This window comes from Neptunomonas japonica DSM 18939 (genome assembly GCF_000422765.1).
Taxonomy (GTDB): domain Bacteria; phylum Pseudomonadota; class Gammaproteobacteria; order Pseudomonadales; family Balneatricaceae; genus Neptunomonas; species Neptunomonas japonica.
The window spans coordinates 1-23,463 of sequence record NZ_KE383916.1 but is presented as its reverse complement, the minus strand read 5'-3'; the positions used below and the strand labels follow the sequence as shown (position 1 = coordinate 23,463).

21 protein-coding genes are annotated in these 23,463 nt (G+C 43.6%); 12 read left to right on the top strand and 9 right to left on the bottom strand.

What is annotated here, in order from left to right; translation table 11 throughout:
• The first annotated feature begins 29 nt into the window (after window positions 1–29).
• The 3 genes from G511_RS0119315 to G511_RS0119305 all read left to right on the top strand — a co-directional run bounded on the left by G511_RS0119315 (window position 30) and on the right by G511_RS0119305 (window position 2,585).
• Window positions 30–1,373: a glutamine synthetase family protein gene (locus G511_RS0119315; RefSeq protein ID WP_028471105.1), complete on the top strand. Its 1,344-nt coding sequence runs from the start codon at window positions 30–32 to the stop codon at window positions 1,371–1,373.
• Between the two features lie 173 nt (window positions 1,374–1,546).
• Complete coding sequence (locus G511_RS0119310; protein ID WP_028471104.1) at window positions 1,547–2,167, top strand: FMN-binding negative transcriptional regulator; 621 nt, start codon at window positions 1,547–1,549, stop codon at window positions 2,165–2,167.
• A gap of 214 nt (window positions 2,168–2,381) precedes the next feature.
• Window positions 2,382–2,585, top strand: coding sequence for a hypothetical protein (locus G511_RS0119305; protein ID WP_028471103.1), 204 nt, complete (start codon window positions 2,382–2,384; stop codon window positions 2,583–2,585).
• A 107-nt stretch (window positions 2,586–2,692) separates the two neighbouring features.
• Here G511_RS0119305 and G511_RS0119300 read toward each other — a convergent pair whose 3' ends face one another.
• The 6 genes from G511_RS0119300 to G511_RS0119275 all read right to left on the bottom strand — a co-directional run bounded on the left by G511_RS0119300 (window position 2,693) and on the right by G511_RS0119275 (window position 9,306).
• A complete protein-coding gene (locus G511_RS0119300; RefSeq protein ID WP_342664811.1) occupies window positions 2,693–3,418 on the bottom strand; it encodes a glutamine amidotransferase-related protein in 726 nt (241 codons plus the stop codon).
• 99 nt (window positions 3,419–3,517) lie between these two features.
• Window positions 3,518–4,333, bottom strand: coding sequence for an ABC transporter permease subunit (locus G511_RS0119295; protein WP_028471101.1), 816 nt, complete (start codon window positions 4,331–4,333; stop codon window positions 3,518–3,520).
• Window positions 4,330–5,289 carry an ABC transporter permease subunit gene (locus G511_RS0119290; protein WP_028471100.1) on the bottom strand — a complete coding sequence of 320 codons (960 nt, stop codon included), beginning with the start codon at window positions 5,287–5,289 and terminating at the stop codon, window positions 4,330–4,332. Before G511_RS0119290 ends, G511_RS0119295 begins: the two co-directional genes overlap by 4 nt.
• A complete protein-coding gene (locus G511_RS0119285; protein WP_028471099.1) occupies window positions 5,286–6,455 on the bottom strand; it encodes an ABC transporter ATP-binding protein in 1,170 nt (389 codons plus the stop codon). The genes G511_RS0119290 and G511_RS0119285 overlap by 4 nt, the downstream gene beginning before the upstream one ends.
• A 165-nt stretch (window positions 6,456–6,620) precedes the next feature.
• Window positions 6,621–7,712, bottom strand: a complete 1,092-nt coding sequence (locus G511_RS0119280) for a polyamine ABC transporter substrate-binding protein (RefSeq protein WP_028471098.1) — start codon at window positions 7,710–7,712, stop codon at window positions 6,621–6,623.
• A gap of 256 nt (window positions 7,713–7,968) precedes the next feature.
• Window positions 7,969–9,306, bottom strand: a complete 1,338-nt coding sequence (locus G511_RS0119275; protein WP_028471097.1) for a glutamine synthetase family protein — start codon at window positions 9,304–9,306, stop codon at window positions 7,969–7,971.
• A 226-nt stretch (window positions 9,307–9,532) separates the two neighbouring features.
• Between G511_RS0119275 and G511_RS0119270 the strand changes: the two genes are divergently transcribed.
• The 3 genes from G511_RS0119270 (at window position 9,533) to G511_RS23460 (ending at window position 12,833) form a co-directional block, all read left to right on the top strand.
• Window positions 9,533–10,252, top strand: a complete 720-nt coding sequence (locus tag G511_RS0119270; protein ID WP_028471096.1) for a GntR family transcriptional regulator — start codon at window positions 9,533–9,535, stop codon at window positions 10,250–10,252.
• Window positions 10,253–10,513: 261 nt separating this feature from the next.
• On the top strand, window positions 10,514–11,899 hold the full coding sequence (locus G511_RS0119265; protein ID WP_028471095.1) for an aspartate aminotransferase family protein: 1,386 nt from the start codon (window positions 10,514–10,516) through the stop codon (window positions 11,897–11,899).
• 76 nt (window positions 11,900–11,975) lie between these two features.
• Complete coding sequence (locus tag G511_RS23460; RefSeq protein WP_051222261.1) at window positions 11,976–12,833, top strand: helix-turn-helix domain-containing protein; 858 nt, start codon at window positions 11,976–11,978, stop codon at window positions 12,831–12,833.
• A gap of 82 nt (window positions 12,834–12,915) precedes the next feature.
• Here G511_RS23460 and G511_RS0119255 read toward each other — a convergent pair whose 3' ends face one another.
• Window positions 12,916–14,403, bottom strand: coding sequence for an aldehyde dehydrogenase (locus tag G511_RS0119255; RefSeq protein WP_028471094.1), 1,488 nt, complete (start codon window positions 14,401–14,403; stop codon window positions 12,916–12,918).
• A 253-nt stretch (window positions 14,404–14,656) separates the two neighbouring features.
• On the bottom strand, window positions 14,657–15,622 hold the full coding sequence (gene speB / locus G511_RS0119250; RefSeq protein WP_084629169.1) for an agmatinase: 966 nt from the start codon (window positions 15,620–15,622) through the stop codon (window positions 14,657–14,659).
• Window positions 15,623–15,830: 208 nt separating this feature from the next.
• On the opposite strand from speB, the gene G511_RS0119245 reads away from it, so the two are divergent.
• Window positions 15,831–16,754 carry a LysR family transcriptional regulator gene (locus G511_RS0119245; RefSeq protein ID WP_028471092.1) on the top strand — a complete coding sequence of 308 codons (924 nt, stop codon included), beginning with the start codon at window positions 15,831–15,833 and terminating at the stop codon, window positions 16,752–16,754.
• Between the two features lie 10 nt (window positions 16,755–16,764).
• Here G511_RS0119245 and trmH read toward each other — a convergent pair whose 3' ends face one another.
• On the bottom strand, window positions 16,765–17,463 hold the full coding sequence (trmH, locus tag G511_RS0119240) for a tRNA (guanosine(18)-2'-O)-methyltransferase TrmH (protein ID WP_028471091.1): 699 nt from the start codon (window positions 17,461–17,463) through the stop codon (window positions 16,765–16,767).
• Window positions 17,464–17,619: 156 nt separating this feature from the next.
• On the opposite strand from trmH, the gene G511_RS0119235 reads away from it, so the two are divergent.
• From G511_RS0119235 to G511_RS0119215, 5 genes are all read left to right on the top strand, one after another.
• On the top strand, window positions 17,620–19,020 hold the full coding sequence (locus tag G511_RS0119235) for an aminotransferase-like domain-containing protein (protein ID WP_028471090.1): 1,401 nt from the start codon (window positions 17,620–17,622) through the stop codon (window positions 19,018–19,020).
• A gap of 105 nt (window positions 19,021–19,125) precedes the next feature.
• Window positions 19,126–20,799, top strand: coding sequence for a nitrite/sulfite reductase (locus G511_RS0119230; RefSeq protein WP_028471089.1), 1,674 nt, complete (start codon window positions 19,126–19,128; stop codon window positions 20,797–20,799).
• Between the two features lie 2 nt (window positions 20,800–20,801).
• Window positions 20,802–21,311: a DUF934 domain-containing protein gene (locus tag G511_RS0119225; RefSeq protein WP_028471088.1), complete on the top strand. Its 510-nt coding sequence runs from the start codon at window positions 20,802–20,804 to the stop codon at window positions 21,309–21,311.
• A complete protein-coding gene (locus G511_RS0119220; protein WP_028471087.1) occupies window positions 21,308–22,132 on the top strand; it encodes a hypothetical protein in 825 nt (274 codons plus the stop codon). Before G511_RS0119225 ends, G511_RS0119220 begins: the two co-directional genes overlap by 4 nt.
• A gap of 341 nt (window positions 22,133–22,473) precedes the next feature.
• On the top strand, window positions 22,474–23,463 hold a 990-nt coding region (locus tag G511_RS0119215; protein ID WP_028471086.1), incomplete at its 3' end, for a cbb3-type cytochrome c oxidase subunit I.

Sequence of the window (23,463 nt, the reverse complement as noted above, 5' to 3'; positions counted from 1 at the left end):
ACACAGACGAGAAAATATGAAGGTGATTTATGGAAGCCGTAGAGAAATTTCTCAAAGATCACGCTATTACAGAAGTAGAGTCAACTCTGCCGGATATGACCGGAAATGCACGTGGGAAGTTTTATCCCACCAAAAAATTCCTCGCTGAACAAGGAGGACGTATACCTGAAACCTTGCTTGTTCAAACAGTGACCGGCGATTGGGCAGCCAACCACTACGACATTGTCGACGCCAGTGACCGGGACATGATTTTAGTGCCCGACCCAGAAACTCTGCGCATTGTTCCTTGGGCAGATGAGCCCACCGCTCAAGTCATCAACGATTGTTATGACACTCAAGGCGGACTGCACCCATTATCTTCACGTACCGTACTTCGCCAAGTACTCGCTTTGTTTGAAAAAGAAGGGCTACGCCCAGTTATTGCACCCGAAGTTGAGTTCTACCTTATACAAAAAAATATAGACCCTGATAATGAATTAAAACCAGCCACTGGTCGCTCAGGTCGAAGAGAAACCGCACGCCAGTCATACAGCATTGATGCTGTTAATGAGTTTAACCCTGTCATTGATACTCTTTACAGTTACTGTGAAGCCCAAGGCTTGGATGTAGATACACTGATACACGAATCCGGTGCCGCACAGATGGAGATAAACTTCCTTCATGGCGACCCACTAAAGCTAGCCGACCAAGTTTTTGTCTTCAAACGCACCTTACGCGAGACTGCTCTCAAGCATAATATCTATGCGACGTTTATGGCTAAACCGATGCAGCATGAGCCCGGAAGCTCTATGCATATTCACCAGAGCCTAATCGATGTAAAAACAGGAAAAAACATCTTTTGTGCTGAAAATGGCGACTACAGTGAAACTTTTTATCATTACTTAGGTGGGTTACAAAAATACACACCCAGTGCTATCAGCTTTTATGCACCTAACGTCAACTCATATCGCCGCTTTGCGCCAGACATATCGGCCCCAGTTAATATGAAATGGGGCATAGATAATCGCACAACGGGGCTACGAGCGCCTAAAGCCGAGCCTGAAGCGACCCGAATTGAAAACCGTTTTCCAGGCTCAGACAGTAACCCTTATCTTGCTATTGCGGCCAATCTTGCCTGCGGGTACTTAGGGCTCAAAGGGCAACTACGGCCCACCAAACCCACATACGATGCCGCCGCTGAAGAAGGCGATACTGTAGAGCTTGCCCGCTCTCTTGAAGAGGGCCTGCGCTTATTAGAAGAATGCCCTGAGCTGCGTGAAATTATGGGTTCCCGCTTTATTGATGCTTATATCGGCGTAAAACGTGCCGAATTTGAAACCTTCCATAAGGTGATTAGCTCTTGGGAACGCGAGTTTCTACTACTCAATGTTTAATATATTAAAAAGCATTCTAAATTGGCTGCATATTCAAACAGCTGAATAGCAGCCAAAACATCCCTTCTGTGATCTCGTAGAGTGGCTCTGCTAAACAGACTAATAGTGGCTCTATACACATTATTGCTGGCTGCTAATCTAGCCAAGCAGAAATAATCAAGGAACATGATGCGATGTATATCCCAAAAAATATGCAGATGAGCGACCTGTCGACTACTCACGACTTTATAGAAGAGTTCGGCTTTGGTGTCATTATCTCAGGCTCCCTAACCGGCACACACATCCCCTTTGTTATACATCGTAACGAAGGTGAGTACGGCGTGCTATATAGTCATTGCGCAAAAGCTAACCCTCACTGGAAAGAGCTTGAAAACGCAGAAGTACTGATCATCTTCTCTGGCCCACATAGCTACATTTCTCCCAGTTGGTATGCCCACGCACCGGCAGTACCTACGTGGAACTATGCAGCAGTTCATGCATATGGAACTGCTAGCTTATTGAGCGACAAACAAACGTTAGAAGCGGTGGAAGAAGTAGTTCATCAATACGAGCCCGCACTCCTTGAGAAAAGAGAAATTATTACTGACGAATTCAGAGATAAGCTACTAGCCGGTATCGTTGGTATTAAAATAGAATTATCACGTATTGACGGTAAGCTTAAGTTAGGCCAGCTTCGTAAAAGTGAAGATCAGGAAGGTGTTTACACAGCATTGAGCCAGTCTAAGCACACAGCTGATCAAGCCCTTGCCCTGTATATGAAAAAGCTAAATTTAGGAACCGGAAATCTACAATAGCTTCACCCTCTTTTTTGGCTTAGGGCTTATTAATAAGCCCTATTCAAATGATGAATTATTCTCATGATTATGACAAAAAAACATCTCTTGTTGCGACGCAGCAACAGCACTAATATACGCTCCTAATTTTTTATAATTAAGCCGCTTCAGCCTTAGTCGCTGATGGCTAATTTTGACAGTCTGTACAGACTATTTAGGACACCCAGAAAACCTTATGACAAAGCTCAATGAATTCAGACAAAACCACCAGCCCGCTCACGGTGAAGCTGAGAAAGATTACTTCCTACGTTTAAGTGCTGAATACAAGAAATTAAACAAACGTGAAGCCCGCCTGGTTCGTAAAAACTTGTGGATGAACCGTCTTTCCACAACAGCTAAAATGTTAGTTAGCAAGCCAAACCTATTACAGATTAACTAATAGCGGTTCTTACGATTGATTAGAAAAGCGGAGTGCGAAAGCATCCGCTTTTTTTGTCCTAAAATTAAACACCTTCCAACAATTTTGTTATATCTAAACTCTTGCCACTAGGCAGCTCTATCATTTAAAAACTTAGCCATCCAATGGGCTATCTCTAATGAATCGGTTGCTGCTTCTGGTTGGCGTAGTGTTGCTAAGCCTTGTTCTGACACGTCAGTGGGGATAACCTCACCTTTGCGCAAATCAATCAGTGGATCACTGTATTCGATAGTAAATTCAGGATGGGCCTGAAAAGTAATGATTCGGTCATCGTAGATAAGCCCAGCATATTGGCAAAAATCTGAAGCCGAAAACACTTTCGCATTCGCTGGTTTAACAACCACTTGGTCCTGATGCATTGCATTGATAACGTACGAGTTTACATCTGTGGGTAGGAAGTCAAACTCGCCGGTTAGCCCGTAGCGCTGTAAACCTACACCCCAACCACCTTCATACTTATCTACTTTTCCGTTAAACGCTTCGGCAATAATTTGGTGACCAAAGCAGATGCCGACCATCGGTTTGTTAGCTTTATGAATATCAAGAATCAGCTTTTTAAGCTGCTGCATCCATGGCAAGTTCTGATAAACATTAAACTTTGAACCCGTAATAACCCAACCATCACACTGCGAAGCACTTTCAGGAAAATCTCCTTCACGTACATCAAAGACTTCGTATTCAAATGGGCAATCCGCTTTGTTGAACAACTGTACAAACATATCTGCGTAAGAACCGAATTTACCCAGCAGTTCATCGGGAGTAATACCTGTTGCCAGAATCCCTAATTTCATCATGTTATCCGCCACTACCTTAATACCATTACATAAACTGTTACTTAAATTTTATACATTCTCATTTAAAGCTAATGCAGCGCTTATGCTCGTTTGCACATTCTACTCCTGATTACTGGATAGCTTGGTCTGTCTACGCATCTGATACATCGCCGCAAGCACCCCAATCGCTACAATCGCAATCATAATGGTGGCTAAAGCATTAACCTCTGGTGTTACACCCAAGCGTACTTTGGAGAAGATAACCATGGGTAACGTGCTATTACCGGGTCCAGAAACAAAACTCGCGATAACCAGATCATCAAGTGACAAAGTAAATGATAGCAGCCAACCGGAAATCAGCGCCGGTGCTATCAGCGGTAAAGTCACCAAGAAGAACAAGGTAGAAGGCTTAGCGCCCAAGTCCATTGCCGCTTCTTCCAAGGTTTCATCCATTGATGCTAAGCGTGATTGCACAATGACTGCCACATAGGCCATACAGAACGTCGTATGGGCAATGATAACCGTTCCAGTACCACGCCCAGCAGGCCAACCAAACATCCCTTCCATTGCAACAAACAATAAGAGCAGCGAAAGCCCGGTAATAACTTCCGGCATAATCAAAGGAGCCGTAATCCAACCAGACAAAATCATTTTGCCACGAAAGCGACCCATTCTAGATAAGACAAAGCCAGCCATCGTACCCAACACTACCGCCAAACTAGCACTGACAAGTGCAATCTTTAAACTAACGAGAGCCGCATCAATAATTTGTTGGTTTTTGAAGAGTTCGCTATACCACTTTAACGACCAGCCTCCCCACACCGTCACTAGCTTTGACTTGTTAAAGCTATACACGATCAATGCAATGATCGGCGCGTAAAGAAAAACAAAACCCATGCTCGCGGTAATAGTTAAAAATAATGATCTGCGCTTCATGAGTGAGCCTCCTCTTTACCTTGTGCATTGCGGATCAACATCACCGGCAACACCAGTACTACTAACATCACAATCGCCACTGCCGATGCCATTGGCCAATCTCGATTAAGGAAGAACTCATCCCAAAGCACACGGCCAATCATTAGGGTATCGGAACCACCCAACAGCGCAGGTATAACAAACTCGCCCACCGCTGGTATAAACACCAATAAACAACCCGCAATAATACCGGGCACAGCTAAAGGCAGCGTCACCAAAAAGAAGCTCTGATAAGGGCGCGAGCCCAAATCTTCAGCAGCCTCCAATAGTGTTAAGTCCATTTTTTCTAACGCGGTATACAAGGGTAAAATCATGAACGGTAGATAGGTATAAACAATACCGATATATACAGCAAAATCAGTCTGCAACATGACTAATGGCTGGTCGATAATCCCTGTGGATAACAAGAACTCATTCACGATGCCATTCTTTTTCAGAAAGCCCATCCACGCATAAACGCGCAGCAAGAAAGACGTCCAAAATGGCAAGATAACCAAGGATAGCAATACCACACGCATAGAAGGCTTACTGCGAGCGATTAAGTATGCAATAGGAAAGCCGACTATCAATGTAAAGAAGGTAGATATTGACGCTATCTTTACTGAACTTATATAAGCATCTAGATAGAAAGTATCTTCAAACAAATACAAGTAATTGCCAAAATTTAGCTTAAAGGTGGCATATGCCTCTTCCAAATCCCATTCGAGCATCGCCGAATATGGCGGCACCGCAATCGCAGATTCGGATAGCGATATTTTGAACACAACCAAAAAAGGAATAAAGAAGAAGATTCCTAACCACAAACCTGGGACAGCAATAACACTAAAGCGCCCCCAGTTGACGCCTCTAGATAAGTTATACCTAGCCATGCCTGATGCTGACTTATCGATCCAGGCGGATCCTGACGGGATACTCATGAGGTCAAAACCACACTGCTATCCATATCCCATGACAAGTAAACCTGTTCATGCCAGGTAAAACGCGCTCCCATATCCCTTACAAAATTAGGCTGAGTGACACGCACGTCTTTGCCATTAGCTAAGCGCACTTTAAAAACAGAAAGGCTGCCCATATAGGCAATATCTTCAATAATACCCTGAATGCAGTTTTCTGTTTGTTCTGGCCTATTACGGCTGATTTTGATCTTTTCTGGGCGTATTGCCATATGCACGGTTTGGTTTGGAGCACAGCTAATACCGTGATTAACAAACAACTCAACACCCGCTTCTTTAGAACGAATGCGTACGCTATCAGGAAGGTCTTCAACGACCTTACCCTCAAACAAGTTGACCGAACCAACAAACTCAGCCACAAAACGACTATTCGGATACTCATAAACCACATGTGGTTCAGCGGTTTGTACAATCACACCGTTACTCATTACGCCAATGCGCGTCGCAAGCGTCATCGCCTCTTCTTGGTCATGTGTCACGACAACAAACGTAACACCTAGCTCTTCTTGAATATTAATAAGCTCAAACTGAGTCTCTTCACGTAGCTTTTTATCCAGAGCGCCTAAAGGCTCATCTAAAAGCAACAACTTAGGACGCTTAATCAGAGAACGCGCTAATGCAACACGCTGGCGCTGGCCACCGGAAAGCTGATTCGGTTTACGCTTACCAAGAGCACTCAGTTGCACCATATCTAACATTTGTGCAACACGTTGCTTTACTTCACTACGCGCAACGCCTTCTCGGCGAAGACCAAATGCCACGTTATCGGCAACACTTAAATGAGGAAACAATGCGTAAGACTGAAACATCATATTGACAGGACGTTTCCACGGTTGAATACCCGCCATATCCACACCATCAATGATAATACGGCCACTGGTTGCCGACTCAAACCCAGCCAAGATACGTAGCAGTGTACTTTTACCTGATCCTGATCCGCCTAAAAGGCAAAATAATTCGTTTTTATAGATATCCAACGATATGTTATCAACAGCGGTAAACTCACCAAACATTTTGGTGACATTCTCAATTTTTAAAAAAGGTTCTGCACCATCCTGCTTCCACAAAGGCACTTCAGTAGAATTAGCTACAGTAGACGTAGATAGTTCATTAAGTTGAGACGACGTCATAACAACCCCTCAGGTATTTATTATTATCAGGGAATCTCTAAATAAACCTAGCCGTTAGATTTCTCCAGGTGCAAACGAAAGGCTTACTTAGAGACTCTTACTTGGAGCAATAAGGGGAAGATCGGCCACCCCTTATCACTAATTTATTACGCTATTAAGTAGACGTTAGCGACCGGTTTTAATACCGCTCCAAGCGCGCGTTAATAAACGGTCGAATTTAGCCGTATGGGCATTTTGTGTGAAAAGATTAGCTTTCACTTCATCTGATGGGTAAATACCTGGGTTGTTACGCACTTCATCTAGCAATAATGGCTCTGCTGCCGTATTCGCTACTGCGTAATAAACGTAATTTGAGATACCGGCTGCGGTTTCTGCTTTCAACACAAAATCAATAAACTTGTGCGCTGCCTCTGGGTGCGGCGCATCCGCAGGAATGGCTAACAGATCAAACCATACCAAGGTGCCCTCTTTAGGGATTGCATAGCCAATCACGTTACCTTGGCCTGCTTCTTCAGCACGGCTCTGTGCTTGTAAAATGTCTCCGTTATAACCTAGAGCTACGCATACTTCACCGTTTGCTAGATCAGATATGTATTGGCCTGAGTGGAAATATTTATAGCTAGAGCGCACAGATTTAACCAGTGCTGTTGCTTTCTTAAGATCCGACTTCTTCTCGGAGTTAGGATCAAGCCCTAAATAATTTAGTGCAATAGACATCACTTCGGCGGGAGAGTCTAATAAACCGATACCGCAATCTGCCAATTTAGCGGCGACTTCTGGTTTAAAAATCAGGTCCAGTGTATCAAGTGGCATTTCACCTAAACGCTCTTTAACCATCGCTTCGTTAAAGCCCAAACCAATAGTTCCCCATGCATAAGGAACGTTATGTTTATTGCCTGCATCATGGCGTGAAATTTTTTCTGCTAACACCGTATCTAAGTTGGCATAGTTGGTTAGTTTTGAACGATCAATTTCAGCATAAATACCCGCTTGTACATGGCGCTCTAAAAATGAGCCTGTGGGTACAACAAGGTCATAACCAGTGCGACCAGACATCAACTTAGCTTCTAATACTTCGTTAGAATCATAAACGTCATAGTTAACTTTAATACCGGTTTCTTTCTCAAACTGGGTAACCGCTTCAGGGTTGATATAATCTGACCAGTTATAGATGTTAAGAACCTGCTCTTCGGCAACCACAGTATTAGAAAGTGCGAATGTCAGTGCGGCTGCTAAACCAAGTTTTTTAGGACTCATTGAACGTTCTCCATTTCAGGCTATGCCTGTATTATCCGAATAGAAATTCTCATTCGTATTCAGTTGCAGCTCTAATAAAACGATCTCAACCAGTACTGTATGCATTTTCTCATTACAGACTATTAAGCGTTAATCGAAGCCCTGCATATTGTTATTTTTATCTACTTCCTTAAATCTACGCTAGCACTGCATATGAGCTAAATACCCATCGGGGGGTATTTGGCCCAAAGTAGTAGAGGCTAACTATTTACTATGACTACAACAATCCTAAGTAAGCTTCATACTCAATATCAGAGATTTGCTCATGCAGTTTTTTCTGTTCTTGGCGCTTTGCCGCCGTATAAACACGGATAAACTCTTCGCCCAGATACTCTTTGAGTACATCGCTCTTATTAAAGATCTCGGTGGATTCATCCCACTTATTCGGTAGCACCAGCTTGTCGTTATTTTCAGCGTTAGCATCACCTTCAATTGGAGCCGGTGGCATTAACTTATTTTCGATACCGTAAAGCGCACCCGCTAAAATAGAAGCCAATACTAGATATGGGTTAGCATCAGCCCCGGCTACACGGTGCTCAATACGACGCGCATTAGGAGGGCTTTCAGGTATGCGGATGGCAACTGTACGATTTTCATAGCCCCAACTTGCATAAGTAGGCGCATGCGCACCCGCCATAAAGCGGCGATACGAATTCATATGTGGTGCAAAAGTTAGCATACTGTCTGCCATGGTATGCATCAAACCAGCTACCGCGTGCTTGAGAACATCCGTGCCTTCCTCACCGCCATTATCAAAAACATTATTACCTGCTTCATCTAATAGGCTGAAGTGTACATGCATACCATTACCGCTTTTCTTGGCATACGGCTTCGCCATAAAGGTCGCAGCATAACCTTGTTTTCTGGCAATCCCTTTAACTAGACGCTTAAACATGATCGCCTGATCACCGGCCTGCATTGGGTCTGGTACATGATTGAGATTAATCTCAAACTGCCCAGGGCCTAACTCAGAGATAATCGTATCCGCAGGAACTCCTTGAATATCACAGACCTCACGAACCTCTGTGAAGAATGCAGATAAGCAGTCCATTTCATCAATGGAATAACAGTCAGTCTCAGACAAGCGACGGCCATGCCCTTCAATCAAAATAGGTGGACGAGGACGCTGGGTTTCCTCAGACTTCCCATCCATCAAATAAAATTCTAGCTCTGTAGCAACAACGGGGGTTAAGCCGAGTGCTTTAAAACGCTTAACAACACCACTTAATACCTGGCGTGGGTCGGCACCAAATGGCGTCCCGTCTGGGTTAAACATCATAGCCAAAACCTGATCACGCGGTGAGTCTGCCCAAGGCACGGGAACAGAGCCTTCATGAACAGGCATACAAACACCATCACTATCGCCTGTTTCGAAAACTAAACCGTTTTCTAAAACGTCATCACCCCAAAAATCAAAACCCAGCACCGAGCGAGGCAGCTTTACACCCTCATCCTTTACTTTATGCAAAGCGCTTCCTGGCATGCGCTTACCGCGTAAATTGCCGTTTAGGTCTGTAATAAACAGGTCAAACTCATTGTCTTTTTTGGAATTCATATAAGATTCTCACTCGACATCTTTTGTGCACTCGGTTAGCCGAAGCAGATTAAGTACATAGTTTCACATAATCACTTTAAGAAAAACCATACTTTGTGATCACAAAAATAATTTTATGTAATCAGAAAAATAAAACAAGGCGAATTGACACTTTATGAAAAAAATCTTTCACCCTGTTTAGTGATCGCATTAGAATAGAAAAAAACAGCCAGAACCGATACCGATTATGGACAAGAAGTCTCCCATACAAATTACATTAACTGAGCGCGATGACTCTGTAACTATCACCCAGTGGGTATATGAGACGTTAAGAGGCGCTGTAATGAACGGTCAGATTCTTCCTGGGCGTGCGCTCACGATTAGAGAGTTAGCCGCATTACTTGATGTAAGCCCTATGCCCATAAGAGAAGCACTACGCCAACTATCCGCTGAGAGTGCATTAGAAATACAAGGCAACCGGCGCGTTATGGTTCCCACTATGACGGCGATGAAATTTACTGAGTTATGTGAAGCACGCATTGCCATTGAATCACACGCAGCAGCCAGGGCCTTACCTTATATAGATGCCACACGCTTAGCTGAACTACACAGCCTAGATCGCTTAATTGATCAGGCCCAAGATGATGAAAATCTTGAGCAAATAAGCATTCTTAATCAAAATTTTCATCGTTTGCTCTACACAGCCAACCCACACCAAGTAACCTTGCCGCTCATCGAGAGCTTATGGTTACAGCTAGGGCCTTTCATGCGTTTAGCCACCAGCAAACTCGAAGAACATTATGTAATAGACAGGCACAATGAAGCGATGCTCGCCATAGAAAAGCAGGATGCTTTTGCACTTCAATTGGCAATCACAGCTGATATTCGTGAAGGTATCGCCTTTGCTAGCACACCTGAATTACTACATCGCTTTATCGAACAATCCAGAACCGCCTCTCACGCCTAACCATACCGTGTGCCGTGCTTCAAGGCGCACACCCTCTTAGCTAAAAGCCAAAGAAAAAACACACTCATAAACGCATTAAAAGAGTACTCAAAAAATCAATGTGAGTGTTTTTTGATTGACTTTTAAATTTTGTGATCACAAAATGAAATCATCACCTGATGAAGAAATCAGTAATTAAACCTCATTTAATGATCACAATTGATAACTCAATGTGACAACTTTTCGCTTTCAACTATTCATGAAAGCATTGTGGAGAGAGAGATGCTCACAGATAAAAACAACGGCTCATCCATCACTGCAGATGTTCAGTCCCTTGATGCCAGCTACCATTTACACCCTTTCACCAATACAGGTGCTCTTAACAAAAAAGGAGCACGCGTCATTACCAAAGGGGAAGGCGTCTACATCTGGGACAGCGAAGGCAATAAGATTTTGGACGGAATGGCCGGTCTGTGGTGCGTCAATATGGGGTACGGGCGCCAAGAGTTAACAGATGCAGCTACGCAACAGATGAGTGAGCTGCCTTTCTACAATACTTTTTTCCAGACAACACATGCGCCTGTTGCTGAATTAGCCAAAGAGATTGCTAGCGTTACTCCCGGTGATCTGAACCACATCTTTTTTGCAAACTCAGGATCTGAAGCAATAGACACCATTATTCGCATGGTGCGCCAGTACTGGGCCATCAAAGGAAAGCCGTATAAAAGCATTCTTATTAGTCGAGAAAATGCCTATCACGGCAGCACCGTCGGCGGTACAAGCCTAGGTGGAATGAGCGGAATGCATAAGCAGGGCGCGCCATTACTGCCCAATATCGAACGTATTCGCCAACCCTATTGGTATGGTGAAGCGGGTGATATGTCAGAAGAAGAGTTTGGTATTGCCTGCGCAGCTGCACTGGAAGAAAAAATCCTTGCAGTGGGCCCAGACAATGTTGCGGCCTTTGTTGGTGAGCCCATTCAAGGCGCTGGCGGTGTTATCATACCACCAGCAAACTACTGGTCAGAGATTCAAAAAATATGCACCAAGTACGACGTATTACTAGCCGCCGATGAAGTCATCTGTGGATTTGGGCGTACGGGCAGCTGGTTTGGCAGCGAAACACTAGGCATTACACCAGACATTATGTCGATGGCTAAAGGGCTATCTTCTGGTTACTTACCCATTGCTGCGGTTGCAGTAGGTAACCGTATTGCTAACGCGTTCATTGAGCACGACGACGACTTCAACCACGGTTTCACTTACTCAGGTCACCCAGTGTCAGCGGCTGTAGCCATTGCCAATATAAAGCTAATGAAACAAGAAAATATTGTTGAGTATGTAGCTAATGACATTGGCCCTTACCTGCAGAAAAAGCTTCGCGATATGCTCACAGAGCATCCTTTAGTTGGCCATATAGAAGGTGTTGGTTTAATCGCGGGTATCGCTCTGGTTAAAAACAAAGAAACCAAAGAACTCTTCCCGAGTGATCTGGATATTGGTTTAATGTGCCGTGACCACTGCTTTGATAACGGTTTGATTATGCGCGCTGTTGGTAGCCGCATGGTGCTTTCTCCACCGCTTGTCATCACCCATGCTGAAGTCGATGAGCTCTGTGAAAAAGCCCGCCTTTGCTTTGATTTAACACTTAAGTCCGTCAGCAAATAACATTTATCAAAGTGGCCAGAGGCTATCACCTCTAGCCACTTTGGTTTATACACAAGCTAAATAAAGGGAAGTAGGTATGAACCACAAACCCAGCCTGGACAGTACATCAGCCAACTGGCAGAAGGATCTTGCCTACGTTATCGATCATATTCGCTTACGTAATTTCCCCAAAGCCTTGGCAGAGCTATTAGCAACGCAATGTAATGTCAGCACTATATTGATGGTGACCTACAAGAAGTCTTTTAAACCGATAATCTTACACCCCACTGATCCCGCTGAACAAAGCCCAACATTGCGCACCTACATTAACCAAGCGTACATTCTAGATCCGCTGTTTAATGCTATACAAGCTGGCATAAATTCAGGGCTTAGCCGCTTAATTGAAATCGCACCCGATTCATTTGAAACCACCGAATACTACCAAACCTGCTATAAAGATTTTGACTTGATTGATGAGATAAACCTGATCATCGAATTGGATAATGACGTCACCTGCGCAATCTCCTTAGGGCGAAAATCCAGCATGGGCACCATCACACGTGCTGAACTGAATCGTCTCAACGAGATATACCCCATCGTTAATTCACTGGTACGTCAGTTCTGGTTATCGCAATCTCAGGAGTATGTGCAGTACGAAAAATCTGAAGGAGCGATGAAACAAGCACTGAACACTTTTGGAAGTGGTGTATTGACGCGGCGAGAGCAAGAAATTTCCGGACTAATATTACAGGGGCACTCTTCTAAAGCGATAGCCAGCAAGCTAAATATTAGTTTGGGCACAGTTAAAGTTCATCGTAAGAACATCCATACCCGCCTTAACACATCGACTCAATCTGAAATATTCACACTCTTTCTTGTGCACTTGAGCGAGCTGGAAGCGACAACATCTTCTTCAGATGGACCTCTCTCTAACAAGATTGCATTGGCAGGTTAAGCTCTCTTTAAAGACTTAAGGTCGAAAAATGTAAATAAGGTTAGCGCATAGAGTGCGCTAACCTTATTTTGTACAGGCCCGTTTATAATCGAATCCATACATTTTTCAATTCTGTATATTTTTCCATTGCATGCAATGATTTATCACGCCCATTTCCGGATGCTTTAACACCACCAAAAGGTACGGTTGAATCACCTTCACCCCACGTATTTATCCAGACCATACCGCTGTGAATCTTACGGCTAACACGATGCGCACGTGATAAATTTGCTGTCCATACAGAAGCACCTAAACCGTACTTAGAGTCATTCGCTAGTGCGATAGCTTCCTCTTCAGTATCAAACTCACATACCGCTAACACTGGCCCGAAAATCTCTTCCTGTACGAATGTCATACCATTGTGCGCTTCAGAAATAATCGTCGGTTTAGCATAAAAGCCCTGCCCTTCAACGTACTCTGGGGTACCACCCAATAACACCTCTCCTCCTTCTTCTTTAGCAGAACAGATAAAGTGCGCGACTGTTTCTAACTGCGCCCCATCAACCATCGGCCCCATATTGGTGGCAGGGTCAAGTGGGTCACCCGGTTGGTAATGGCTAGCCGCTTCAACAAGCGCAGCAGTGAATTCTGCTTTAATACTTTTTTGTACATAGATACGTGAGCATGCAATACACACTTCACCTTGGTTTGAGAAGATAGCGGCAGCAGCAGTAGCGGCGGCTTTCTTTACATCGTCACAATCTTCAAAAATCAAATTAGGTGACTTACCACCCGCTTCCAACCAAACACGCTTAAGGTTGGATTGGCCAGCATATTCCATCAATATACCGGCCACACGTGTTGAGCCGGTAAATGCCAGAACATTAACATCGTGATGCAAGCCTAATGCTTTACCCGCTGTATGCCCAAAACCCGGTAACACATTAAACACACCATCCGGGATGCCTGCCAGCGTAGCTAACTCAGCCAAACGCAGCGCACTTAACGGTGATTTTTCTGAAGGTTTCAAGATAACACTGTTACCGGCGGCCAATGCTGGCGCAAGCTTCCAAGTCGCCATCATTAGTGGGTAATTCCACGGCGTAATAGCCGCTACAACACCCACGGGTTCATGACTAATCAAGGCCAAGGTATCGTTACCTGTTGGCGCTATTTCACCATAAAGCTTATCGATACACTCTGCGGTCCAACGAATACAGTCAATGCTGTCTGGGATATCAATTGCTGTCATTTCAGAGATCGATTTCCCCATATCCAAGGTATCTAATACCGCAAACTCATCCTTGTGCTGCTCAAGCAGATCAGCCAGTTTCAACAATATTTGCTTACGCTGTTTAGGCGCTAATTCTGACCAAACACCAGAGCGGTAAGCCTGTAAGGCACTTGCTACAGCCAGATTTACGTCGGCTTCATCACAACTAGCAACATCTACCAGCAGCTTCTCTGTTGTCGGGTTAATACAGGGAAACGTTTCACCACTCACGGCGGGCTGAAAAGCACCATTAATATAGGCTTGATGGCGCAAAACGACAGATTCGCTCAACGCTTTCCATTGTGTATGGTTTGTCATGATTTACTCTCTCTGCTTAACCGTAGATATCACTTATAAGAGTCAGTCTACGAGAACCCTAGTTAGACAATATATACACCTGAGTAGGTAGCCTATATCGCTAGGGGTAATTATTTATCGGCTACCCACTCAAGGGTATATAAAGCGACCGCGAGTATTCAGCAAGATACAGGGATGGTGTCGCCATGCTATATGGCATCGACGCTCTTCTTTGAATATGCACTTTACCGCCTGCTCATAACAGGCGGCTTTTTTATGCCATTTTATTAGCCGCTAATACATATAAATATTCCAGTGCTAAGGTTGCTCCAGCCAAAGAAGTGATCTCTGCCTGATCATAGGCAGGTGCTACTTCAACCACATCCATACCAATGAGATTCAAACCTTGTAAACCACGAATAACTTTCAATGCGCAATCAATACTGATCCCCGCGACCACAGGCGTACCTGTACCGGGAGCAAAGGCCGGATCTAGCCCATCAATATCAAAACTTACATAGACTTGTTTGTCCCCTACACGTTGTCGAATGCGCTCTAATGTTGCCGCAGGTCCGTGATCATCCACCCAAGCTGCATCCAACACCTCAAACGGATGATCTTCAACGGTATAAGCCGTGCGAATACCTATTTGTAAGGAATGCTCGGTATCAACCAAGCCTTCCTGCACAGCATGGTGGAAGATAGTGCCGTGATCATATTTACTGCCACCAGAATAGGTATCGGTATGCGCATCAAAGTGAACCAGCGCAACCGGGCCATGCTTTTTAGCGTAAGCGCGTAAAATAGGCAATGTAATGAAGTGATCTCCACCAAAGGTTAACGCGCTTTTTCCTGCCTGCATAATCGCACTGATATGCTCTTCAAGATTATCAACTAATGTTTGTGGTTCACCATGCTTAAAAATGACATTACCTGCATCTGCCACCGCTAGATGATCATCCAAAGCAAACGTCCAAGGCCAACGAGCGCCCTCCCACACTAGGTTAACGGATGCTTGGCGAATGCCTTGCGGCCCAAAACGTGAACCCGGTCGCCCCGATGTTGCCATATCAAAAGGCACACCACTGACGATCACCTCTGCATCACACTGTGACAATGTGCTTACTGCTGGAAATTGCATGAACGTCATACCCATAGCGCCATACAAGGGCATATCTGCATCCGCTACTGCCGAGCTATTAGCAACGCTTACACTCGATTGACCATCAACCTCAGACATCTTCTGTTCCTCAATATTTATGCGCTTTTAGCCCAGTTACTAATCTAGCGATTAAGCTAACTTAACGGGTTAATCCAGCGTCTTATTAAAACCTGAGAATAGAATACCTTTCTATAAATTATTAGTTAAATGCATAGTTATAATATATAAATGCATAATATTAATAATTTGTTTTTTCTTTCAATAAGCTTTCTATGAAGTACCCTCTATGAAACCACTGCGACAGTTTGATCTTAATTTGTTGGTTATTTTTGAAGCACTTATTAGTGAGTGTCATGTTAGTAAAGCCGCAGAAAAAGTATTCCTGAGCCAGTCAGCGATGAGCCATGCGCTCAATCGCTTACGCCAACAACTCGATGATCCGTTATTGATAAGAACTGAGAATGGTCTGCAGCCCACGCCTCACGCATTAGAGATGCTGCCTGATGTCCGAGAAGCTCTGCAGCTTATCAACCGTACTATCGCGCCTACCGCTTCATTCGTAGCGCATAACAGCGATCGTACGTTCAGTATTGCCTGCACAGATTATTTTGAGTCAGTTATCTTTCCTGACCTGCTCAAACATCTACAAAGCATTGCTCCAAACATCAGACTAGAAATAGAGATGATAAGCGAGCGCGCTTCTGCTGTGCGCTTGGAAAATCGTCAAGTAGATATCGTGGTAGGCATGGATGCGACACAAAAGATCCCGGCACATTTGATAGTAGAGCATTGGAGAACAGAACAGTTTGTTTGCCTCGTTGGGCAAGATAATCACTGGGTAACAGAGTCATTGTCAGTGGATCAGTTTGTAACACTCTCGCATGTTGTTTTTTCTGACCTTACGGGAGACACCACCAGCGCCATTGATAACTGGCTAAGCAGCCAGCAGCTATCCCGCCACGCTATCGCGCGAACCACCAATTATATGGCGGCAGCCAGAGTTGTTTCCAAGACACCGGCCATCATCACACTGCCCTCGCAGATGGCAGAACTATTTTTCCAGATGCTACCACTACGTAAGGTCTCGCCTCCTAGCAGCATCCCCAGCATCCCCATGACAACTATTCATCATCCACTCTTTAGCAATGACCCAGCGCTTATATGGCTTAAAGAGCAGATACACCTTTTTAACGCGCCTCAAACGACCTAACGTTTATTGGCTACCACTCACGCTTGGCTGCCGTACCCTCTCTATAAGCTTGATACCACGCCGCTGAGTCAGCCATGACCAAGTCATCATCTAACGGGGGGTACTCCAAGCCTTTTTTATGGCAAAAGTCAGCAATATCGGAGCAACTCCATTCAAAAAGTGTATCTTTAAACTCCTGAGGATCAAGACGAGACTCGTTATACAAACCCGCTTTTAAACGCTGGTTCTGCGCCTCAACCATAATAATGCCGGCAGCCGTCGATACATTAAGTGAGCCCACCATACCCATCATAGGGATAAGAATATGCTGGTCAGCCAGATCAGCAGCCTCTTGGCTAACACCCTCTTTCTCTGAGCCCATCAAAATCGCGCAAGGAATAGCATAATCAACATCACGATAATCAACTGCACGCTCAGAAAAGTGCGCCGCGTAGACTTTCATCCCTTTAGAGCGGGCTTGCTCAATTGCTTCTTCACAGGTGTCGTGATGAATAGTTTTGACCCAACGATCACTGCCTTTAGCAGTGCCGCTATATCCATAACCTGTTTTAGGCGCCACAGTGTGTACATAGGGGACGCCTACTGCATCACAAGTACGGATAAGTGCCGCTAAGTTCCTGGATTTATGCACCTGGTCTGTAATGAGTTGCAGATCGGGTTGGCGTCGTTCAAGCGTCGATATCAGTTTCTGTTTGCGTTGCGGTGTCATTATGAAACTCTGGGTTCTATTGATAAGAGCCCTATTTTAACGAATACCTGAACCTACTGTTGATGATTCTTTTTAGAATATTTCTTTACATAGAAAAAGGACAATAGTAAATAAATTAATATTTGCAGGTACAGATTTACTTACTAGGTGCGTCTCATGTCGGAATATCGTTATCAAGAACTTGAAAACTGGCTTCTACAGGGGATCCAGGAGCAACGCTGGGGCCTAGGCGAACGTTTGCCCTCAATAAGAATTCTGTGTCGAGAGCAAAAGGTATCAAAAGCGACCGTACTTCGCGCACTACATAAGTTAGAAGGGCGAGGGTTAATAGAAGCTCGACCCAAATCAGGTTACTTCGTCACATTACAGCCTGACGCTGTAAAGCATCCGGTCAGTCGCATAGGAATAGAAGCACCACGTTCAGTAAATGCAAGTGATCTACTGCATGATATTATGAGTAGGAGCGCAGCATTTGACTTGTTACCTAATTTACACACAGGTGATTTACCTCACGGGATTACCGTATTAAATCGTTCAATCGGGCGTTCACTAAGACGCCAACGAGGTGATAATTACCAATATTATGATGAGCCAGCGGGTAATGTAGGTTTACGGGAGCAGTTAGCTCTCCACCATGCTCGGCGTGGCTGGGTAACATCACCCGATTATTTGTGCATAACTTCTGGCTGCCAGCATGCGTTATTCCTCTCCTTAATGGCATGTTGCAAAAAAGGAGATGTAGTCGCAGTTGAGTCACCAGGATTTTACGGTGTTTTACAATTATTAGAGCAACTTGAGCTACAAGTTATTGAAGTACCTACATCAACTAATACGGGAGTTGATGTGGCCGCTTTAGAAGAAGTGCTAAAACGCTGGGAAGTTAAAGCCTGTATCGTGTCTCCTTCTTTCGCCACACCTGGCGGAGCTTTAATGCCGCTAACCTCAAAAAAGCGCATTCTTGAACTGGCTGAGGAGCATGATTTAGCCATAATTGAGGACGATATTTATGCCGATACAGCATTCGGGGCTATACCTGACCCTCTAAAAGCCTTAGATACGCAAAATCGGGTAATACTTTGCAGTTCTTTCTCTAAATGCTTATCACGTGATTTGAGATTAGGTTGGGTATCTGGGGCTCGCTGGCACCAACGTATTTTACATCTTAAGCTTGTGACTCAATTAGCCAACAGCAGGTATCAGCAACAAGGTGTCGCCGAGTATATGAAGGACGGTAGCTACGCTGTGCACCTTAGACGTCAACGTAATGCACTGCGAGAGCGCCGAGATCACTTGATTGCATATTTGCATGCTTGGCCGTGTGATTTACGTGTAAGCATTCCGGAAGGTGGATTAGCTGTGTGGGTGGAGATGCCGGAGCACGTAAACACCTTACTGGCCTACCCTGAGGCATTAAAGCAAGAAGTGGTCATAACACCAGGTCCTCTATTTTCAATCAAAGGGCAATTTAAACACTGTTTACGCATCAGCTACGAGCATCCTTGGAATCAGCAAAGGGTTGAAGCACTTAACCGTCTCCCAAGTATACTTCTCCCATAAATGAAATTAATCTGTACCCCATTCCTTTAAAAACATTGAGCCTGTACCACATCGGTAGCAAAGTTTAGTCTGTGCAAATAGACAATTTTCACAGGCATTATTACTTTGTATAAATATGACCAATATGACCATGCTTTAGTGCAGGCAAGAGTACAGCAGTTCCGGGATCAGGTTGAACGCCGCTTATCTGGGGAGCTTAGCGAAGAGGAGTTCTTGCCACTTCGCTTACAAAATGGGCTTTATTTACAAAAACAAGCTTACATGCTTCGTGTTGCTATCCCATATGGGACCTTATCTTCTAACCAACTGAGGACGCTAAGCCAGATTGCAAACAAGTATGATAAAAACTATGGGCACTTTACAACTCGTCAAAACATTCAATTTAACTGGATAAAACTTGAGGAAGTGCCAGATATACTGCAATTACTGGCAAATAACGAAATGCATGCTATCCAGACCTCTGGAAACTGCGTTCGGAACATCACCACAGAAGCATTTGCTGGTGTAGCGAGCGATGAGTTAATTGATCCAAGGCCTCTAGCTGAGATATTGCGCCAGTGGTCAACCGTAAACCCTGAATTTCTTTACCTTCCCCGGAAGTTTAAAATAGCCATTTCATCATCTGAATATGACCGTGCAGCTGTTCGTTCTCACGATATTGGACTTTATTTATATCGTGATGAGTACGAAGAGATGCGACTAAAAGTCATGGTGGGTGGAGGCTTAGGTCGAACACCTATTCTTAATCAACTGGTGAGGGAGGACCTTCCTTGGCAACATTTACTGACGTATGTTGAAGCTGTGTTAAGGGTCTACAACCGCTATGGCCGCAGAGATAATAAGTACAAGGCACGAATAAAAATCCTTGTAAAAACCTTAGGTGTAGATGCTTTTTCACAGGAAGTAGAACAAGAATGGGAGCAAATCCGAGATAGCTTCGCTGAATTGACCTTGGCAGAGTATCAGCGGGTTTCGGCAAACTTCACTCCCCCGGCCTATAAAAAACTCGATGCTATCGACTTAGTATGTGGCTCTTGGATGGCAAGAGATAATGCATTTTCAACTTGGGTACAGAATAATACCCGTTCTCACAAAGTTGATGGGTATGTATCAGTTATCTTATCAACAAAACCGGGTCCCTATGTACCTCCAGGGGACGTTACAAATAAACAAATGAGTGCAGTTGCAGATTTAGCCGAGCAATTTGGGTTTGGTGAAATTCGTGTGACTCATGAACAAAACTTGGTACTACCCGATATTCGTAAAAGTGATTTATACACACTATGGAAAATACTTGATGATTTAAACCTAGCAACTCCCAACATAGGTTTACTTACCGATGTCATTGTGTGCCCTGGAGGTGATTACTGCTCTCTCGCTAGCACCCGTTCCTTGCCTGTTAGTCGTGAAATTCAACAGCGTTTTGACAAGTTAGATTTTCTACATGAACTGGGTGAACTTAGTCTCAACATTTCAGGATGCGTTAATGCTTGTGGCCATCATCATATAGGCAATATCGGTATTCTAGGTGTTGATAAAAAAGGGGAAGAGTTCTTCCAAATTACGATAGGGGGTGTGCAAGGAAAAAATAGTGCGATAGGAAAAGTAATAGGACCTGCATTTAAAGCTGATGAAGTGCCAAACGCAATAGATAGACTTTTATCAACATACTTAGACTACCGAGAGCAAGAAGAGCCCTTTATAGAAACGGTGCATAGAATAGGGCTTCTTCCATTTAAAGAGCGAGTTTATAAATCAGCTGTTAAGGAAAGTGCATAAACATGGAAAACACAATCGTAATAGTCGATGGGGTTGCTACTGCGACCAATGATGATCCATGGAATTCCGTTTCTCTATACAACAGCTCAAACCTAGCAGCTTATGAGATTATCTCATTCGTTAATTGGCAAGAGCACTTGGACTCACAACCTTCGCAAGACCCCTCTAAGCTAGGGGTCAGCTTACAACCTGATGACGACCCAGCAGTATTGGCACCATGGATCTCCACACTACCACTGATAGTACTTGAATTTCCGAGTTTTAGAGACGGGAGAGCTTATACTCAAGCGGCACTGCTTAGAACACGCTACGGTTTTAAAGGCGATTTACGTGCCGTTGGAGATGTATTGCGCGATCAACTTGCAGCAATGCGTCATTGCGGCTTCAGCTCATTTAATGTCCGCAAAGATAAGTCTGCCGCAGATGCCTTAAAAGGACTGACAGGTTTTGACATGATATATGCTCGTTCAGTTACTAACCCTGAACCTTTATTTAGAAATAGAATACTATGAATATCATTAAATCTTCAACCTCACTTAATGACAAAGAAAGAAATGACATACTATTCAATGGCGACGTAGTTATATTTAATAATATACCCGCCATGCTTGAACTTAACTTTCACCTCAGGGAACTAATAAAAGGCGTATTCCAAGGAGACATCGAGTTTGAAAAACTTGATGAAAGCAACATCTTAGAGTTCCATTGTAATATTGATATTTTACAAAAAAAATTTCGAAGTAATAAATTATACAAAAACCTATTTGCCTTATCCCTCAAACAAAGTGGAATGAGAATAGAGAAAAACTATTCTGACATAATATTTATGCGTTCAGTGCCCCCAGTACATACAACAAACAACCAATATCGAGGAAAAATTGGATATCACCGTGACACGTGGGGAAGTAATATACAAAATCAAATAAATTGGTGGAGCACTATTTTTCCAATCACTGATAAAAATACGCTTGTGCTTTATCCTCGATATTGGAGCGAAGCGGTTGAAAATAATACTGATCACTGGTCCTATAAGGATTTTTGCAACGCAAGAATCACTGCTAAGAAAAACAAATCGGATATTAACTACCCATACTCCCCGTCTGCTACACAAATAATCAATGAAGAAAACGCTGTAAGTATTACTATAAACCCAGGTGATCTACTTTGTTTTTCAAGCGCGCACTTACATGGCAGTACATCAGAACCACGCGACTACTGCAGATTCAATATAGAACTTCGTACTTTTAGTGATGATGATTTATGCCTCAATCACCCTCCGCCAAACATCGACAATAAAAAAATATGCCTTATTACAGTTGGTTCAAACGTATAAGCGACAGCAATAACCACCCAAAATCTAAAGACTAATAAAGCAAGTATTAATATAAAACTCTTTTATAATTTATATAATTAAATTAATAAAAATAGATTATAAAAACAAAAAACTAATTAGAAAACAACTTAATAAAAATAGAAAATCTGTGCACCATTAATATAAAAACTCTGTACCTACATCCAATATATAAATACATATAACATACTTTATATATACAAAAAATAGTCTTTTAAGTAATCACTCTTAAACCTGCACATACGTATAACCAATAAACTTATAGGAAAGTAAATTTATTATGCAGGATTAAAAATCTAATAGTTTGTTGATGAGAGCGCAATATGAGTAGAGAAATCACACACCCAACCTATAACTACAAAGTGGTGCGTCAATTTGCCATCATGACAGTCGTATGGGGTATCGTTGGAATGGCAATTGGTGTCTTAATTGCTGCACAATTGGTATGGCCAGCTCTAAATTTTGATACTGCTTGGATGTCTTTCGGCCGTTTACGCCCGTTACACACTAATGCAGTAATTTTCGCATTTGGCGGATCAGCGTTGTTTGCTACATCTTATTATGTAGTTCAGCGTACTTGCCAAGTTAGCCTTCTCTCAGACAAGCTGGCCGCTTTTACTTTTTGGGGCTGGCAAGCTGTAATTGTAAGTGCAGTCGTTACACTTCCGATGGGCTACACTTCTACAAAGGAATACGCCGAACTCGAATGGCCAATCGACATTCTGCTAGCCATTGTGTGGGTTTGCTATGCAATCGTATTTCTAGGCACTATCAAAAACCGTAAAACCTCGCACATCTATGTAGGTAACTGGTTCTATATGGCCTTTATTATCACTGTAGCGGTTCTACATATTGTTAACAGCATGGCTATGCCTGTTTCTATGTGGAAATCTTACTCGCTATACCCAGGCGCTGTTGATGCCATGGTACAGTGGTGGTACGGCCATAACGCAGTAGGGTTCTTCCTGACTGCAGGTTTCTTAGGCATGATGTACTACTTCGTACCTAAGCAATCAGAGCGTCCAATTTACTCTTACCGCCTATCGATCGTGCATTTCTGGGCTCTGATTGCTACTTACATGTGGGCTGGTGGTCATCACCTTCACTATACTGCATTACCAGATTGGACTCAGTCTGTAGCAATGGTTATGTCTTTGATTCTATTAGCTCCGTCTTGGGGCGGCATGATCAATGGTATGATGACACTGTCTGGTGCATGGCATAAGCTACGTACAGACCCGATACTTCGTTTCTTAGTTGTGTCTCTGTCCTTCTACGGTATGTCTACCTTCGAAGGCCCTATGATGGCCATT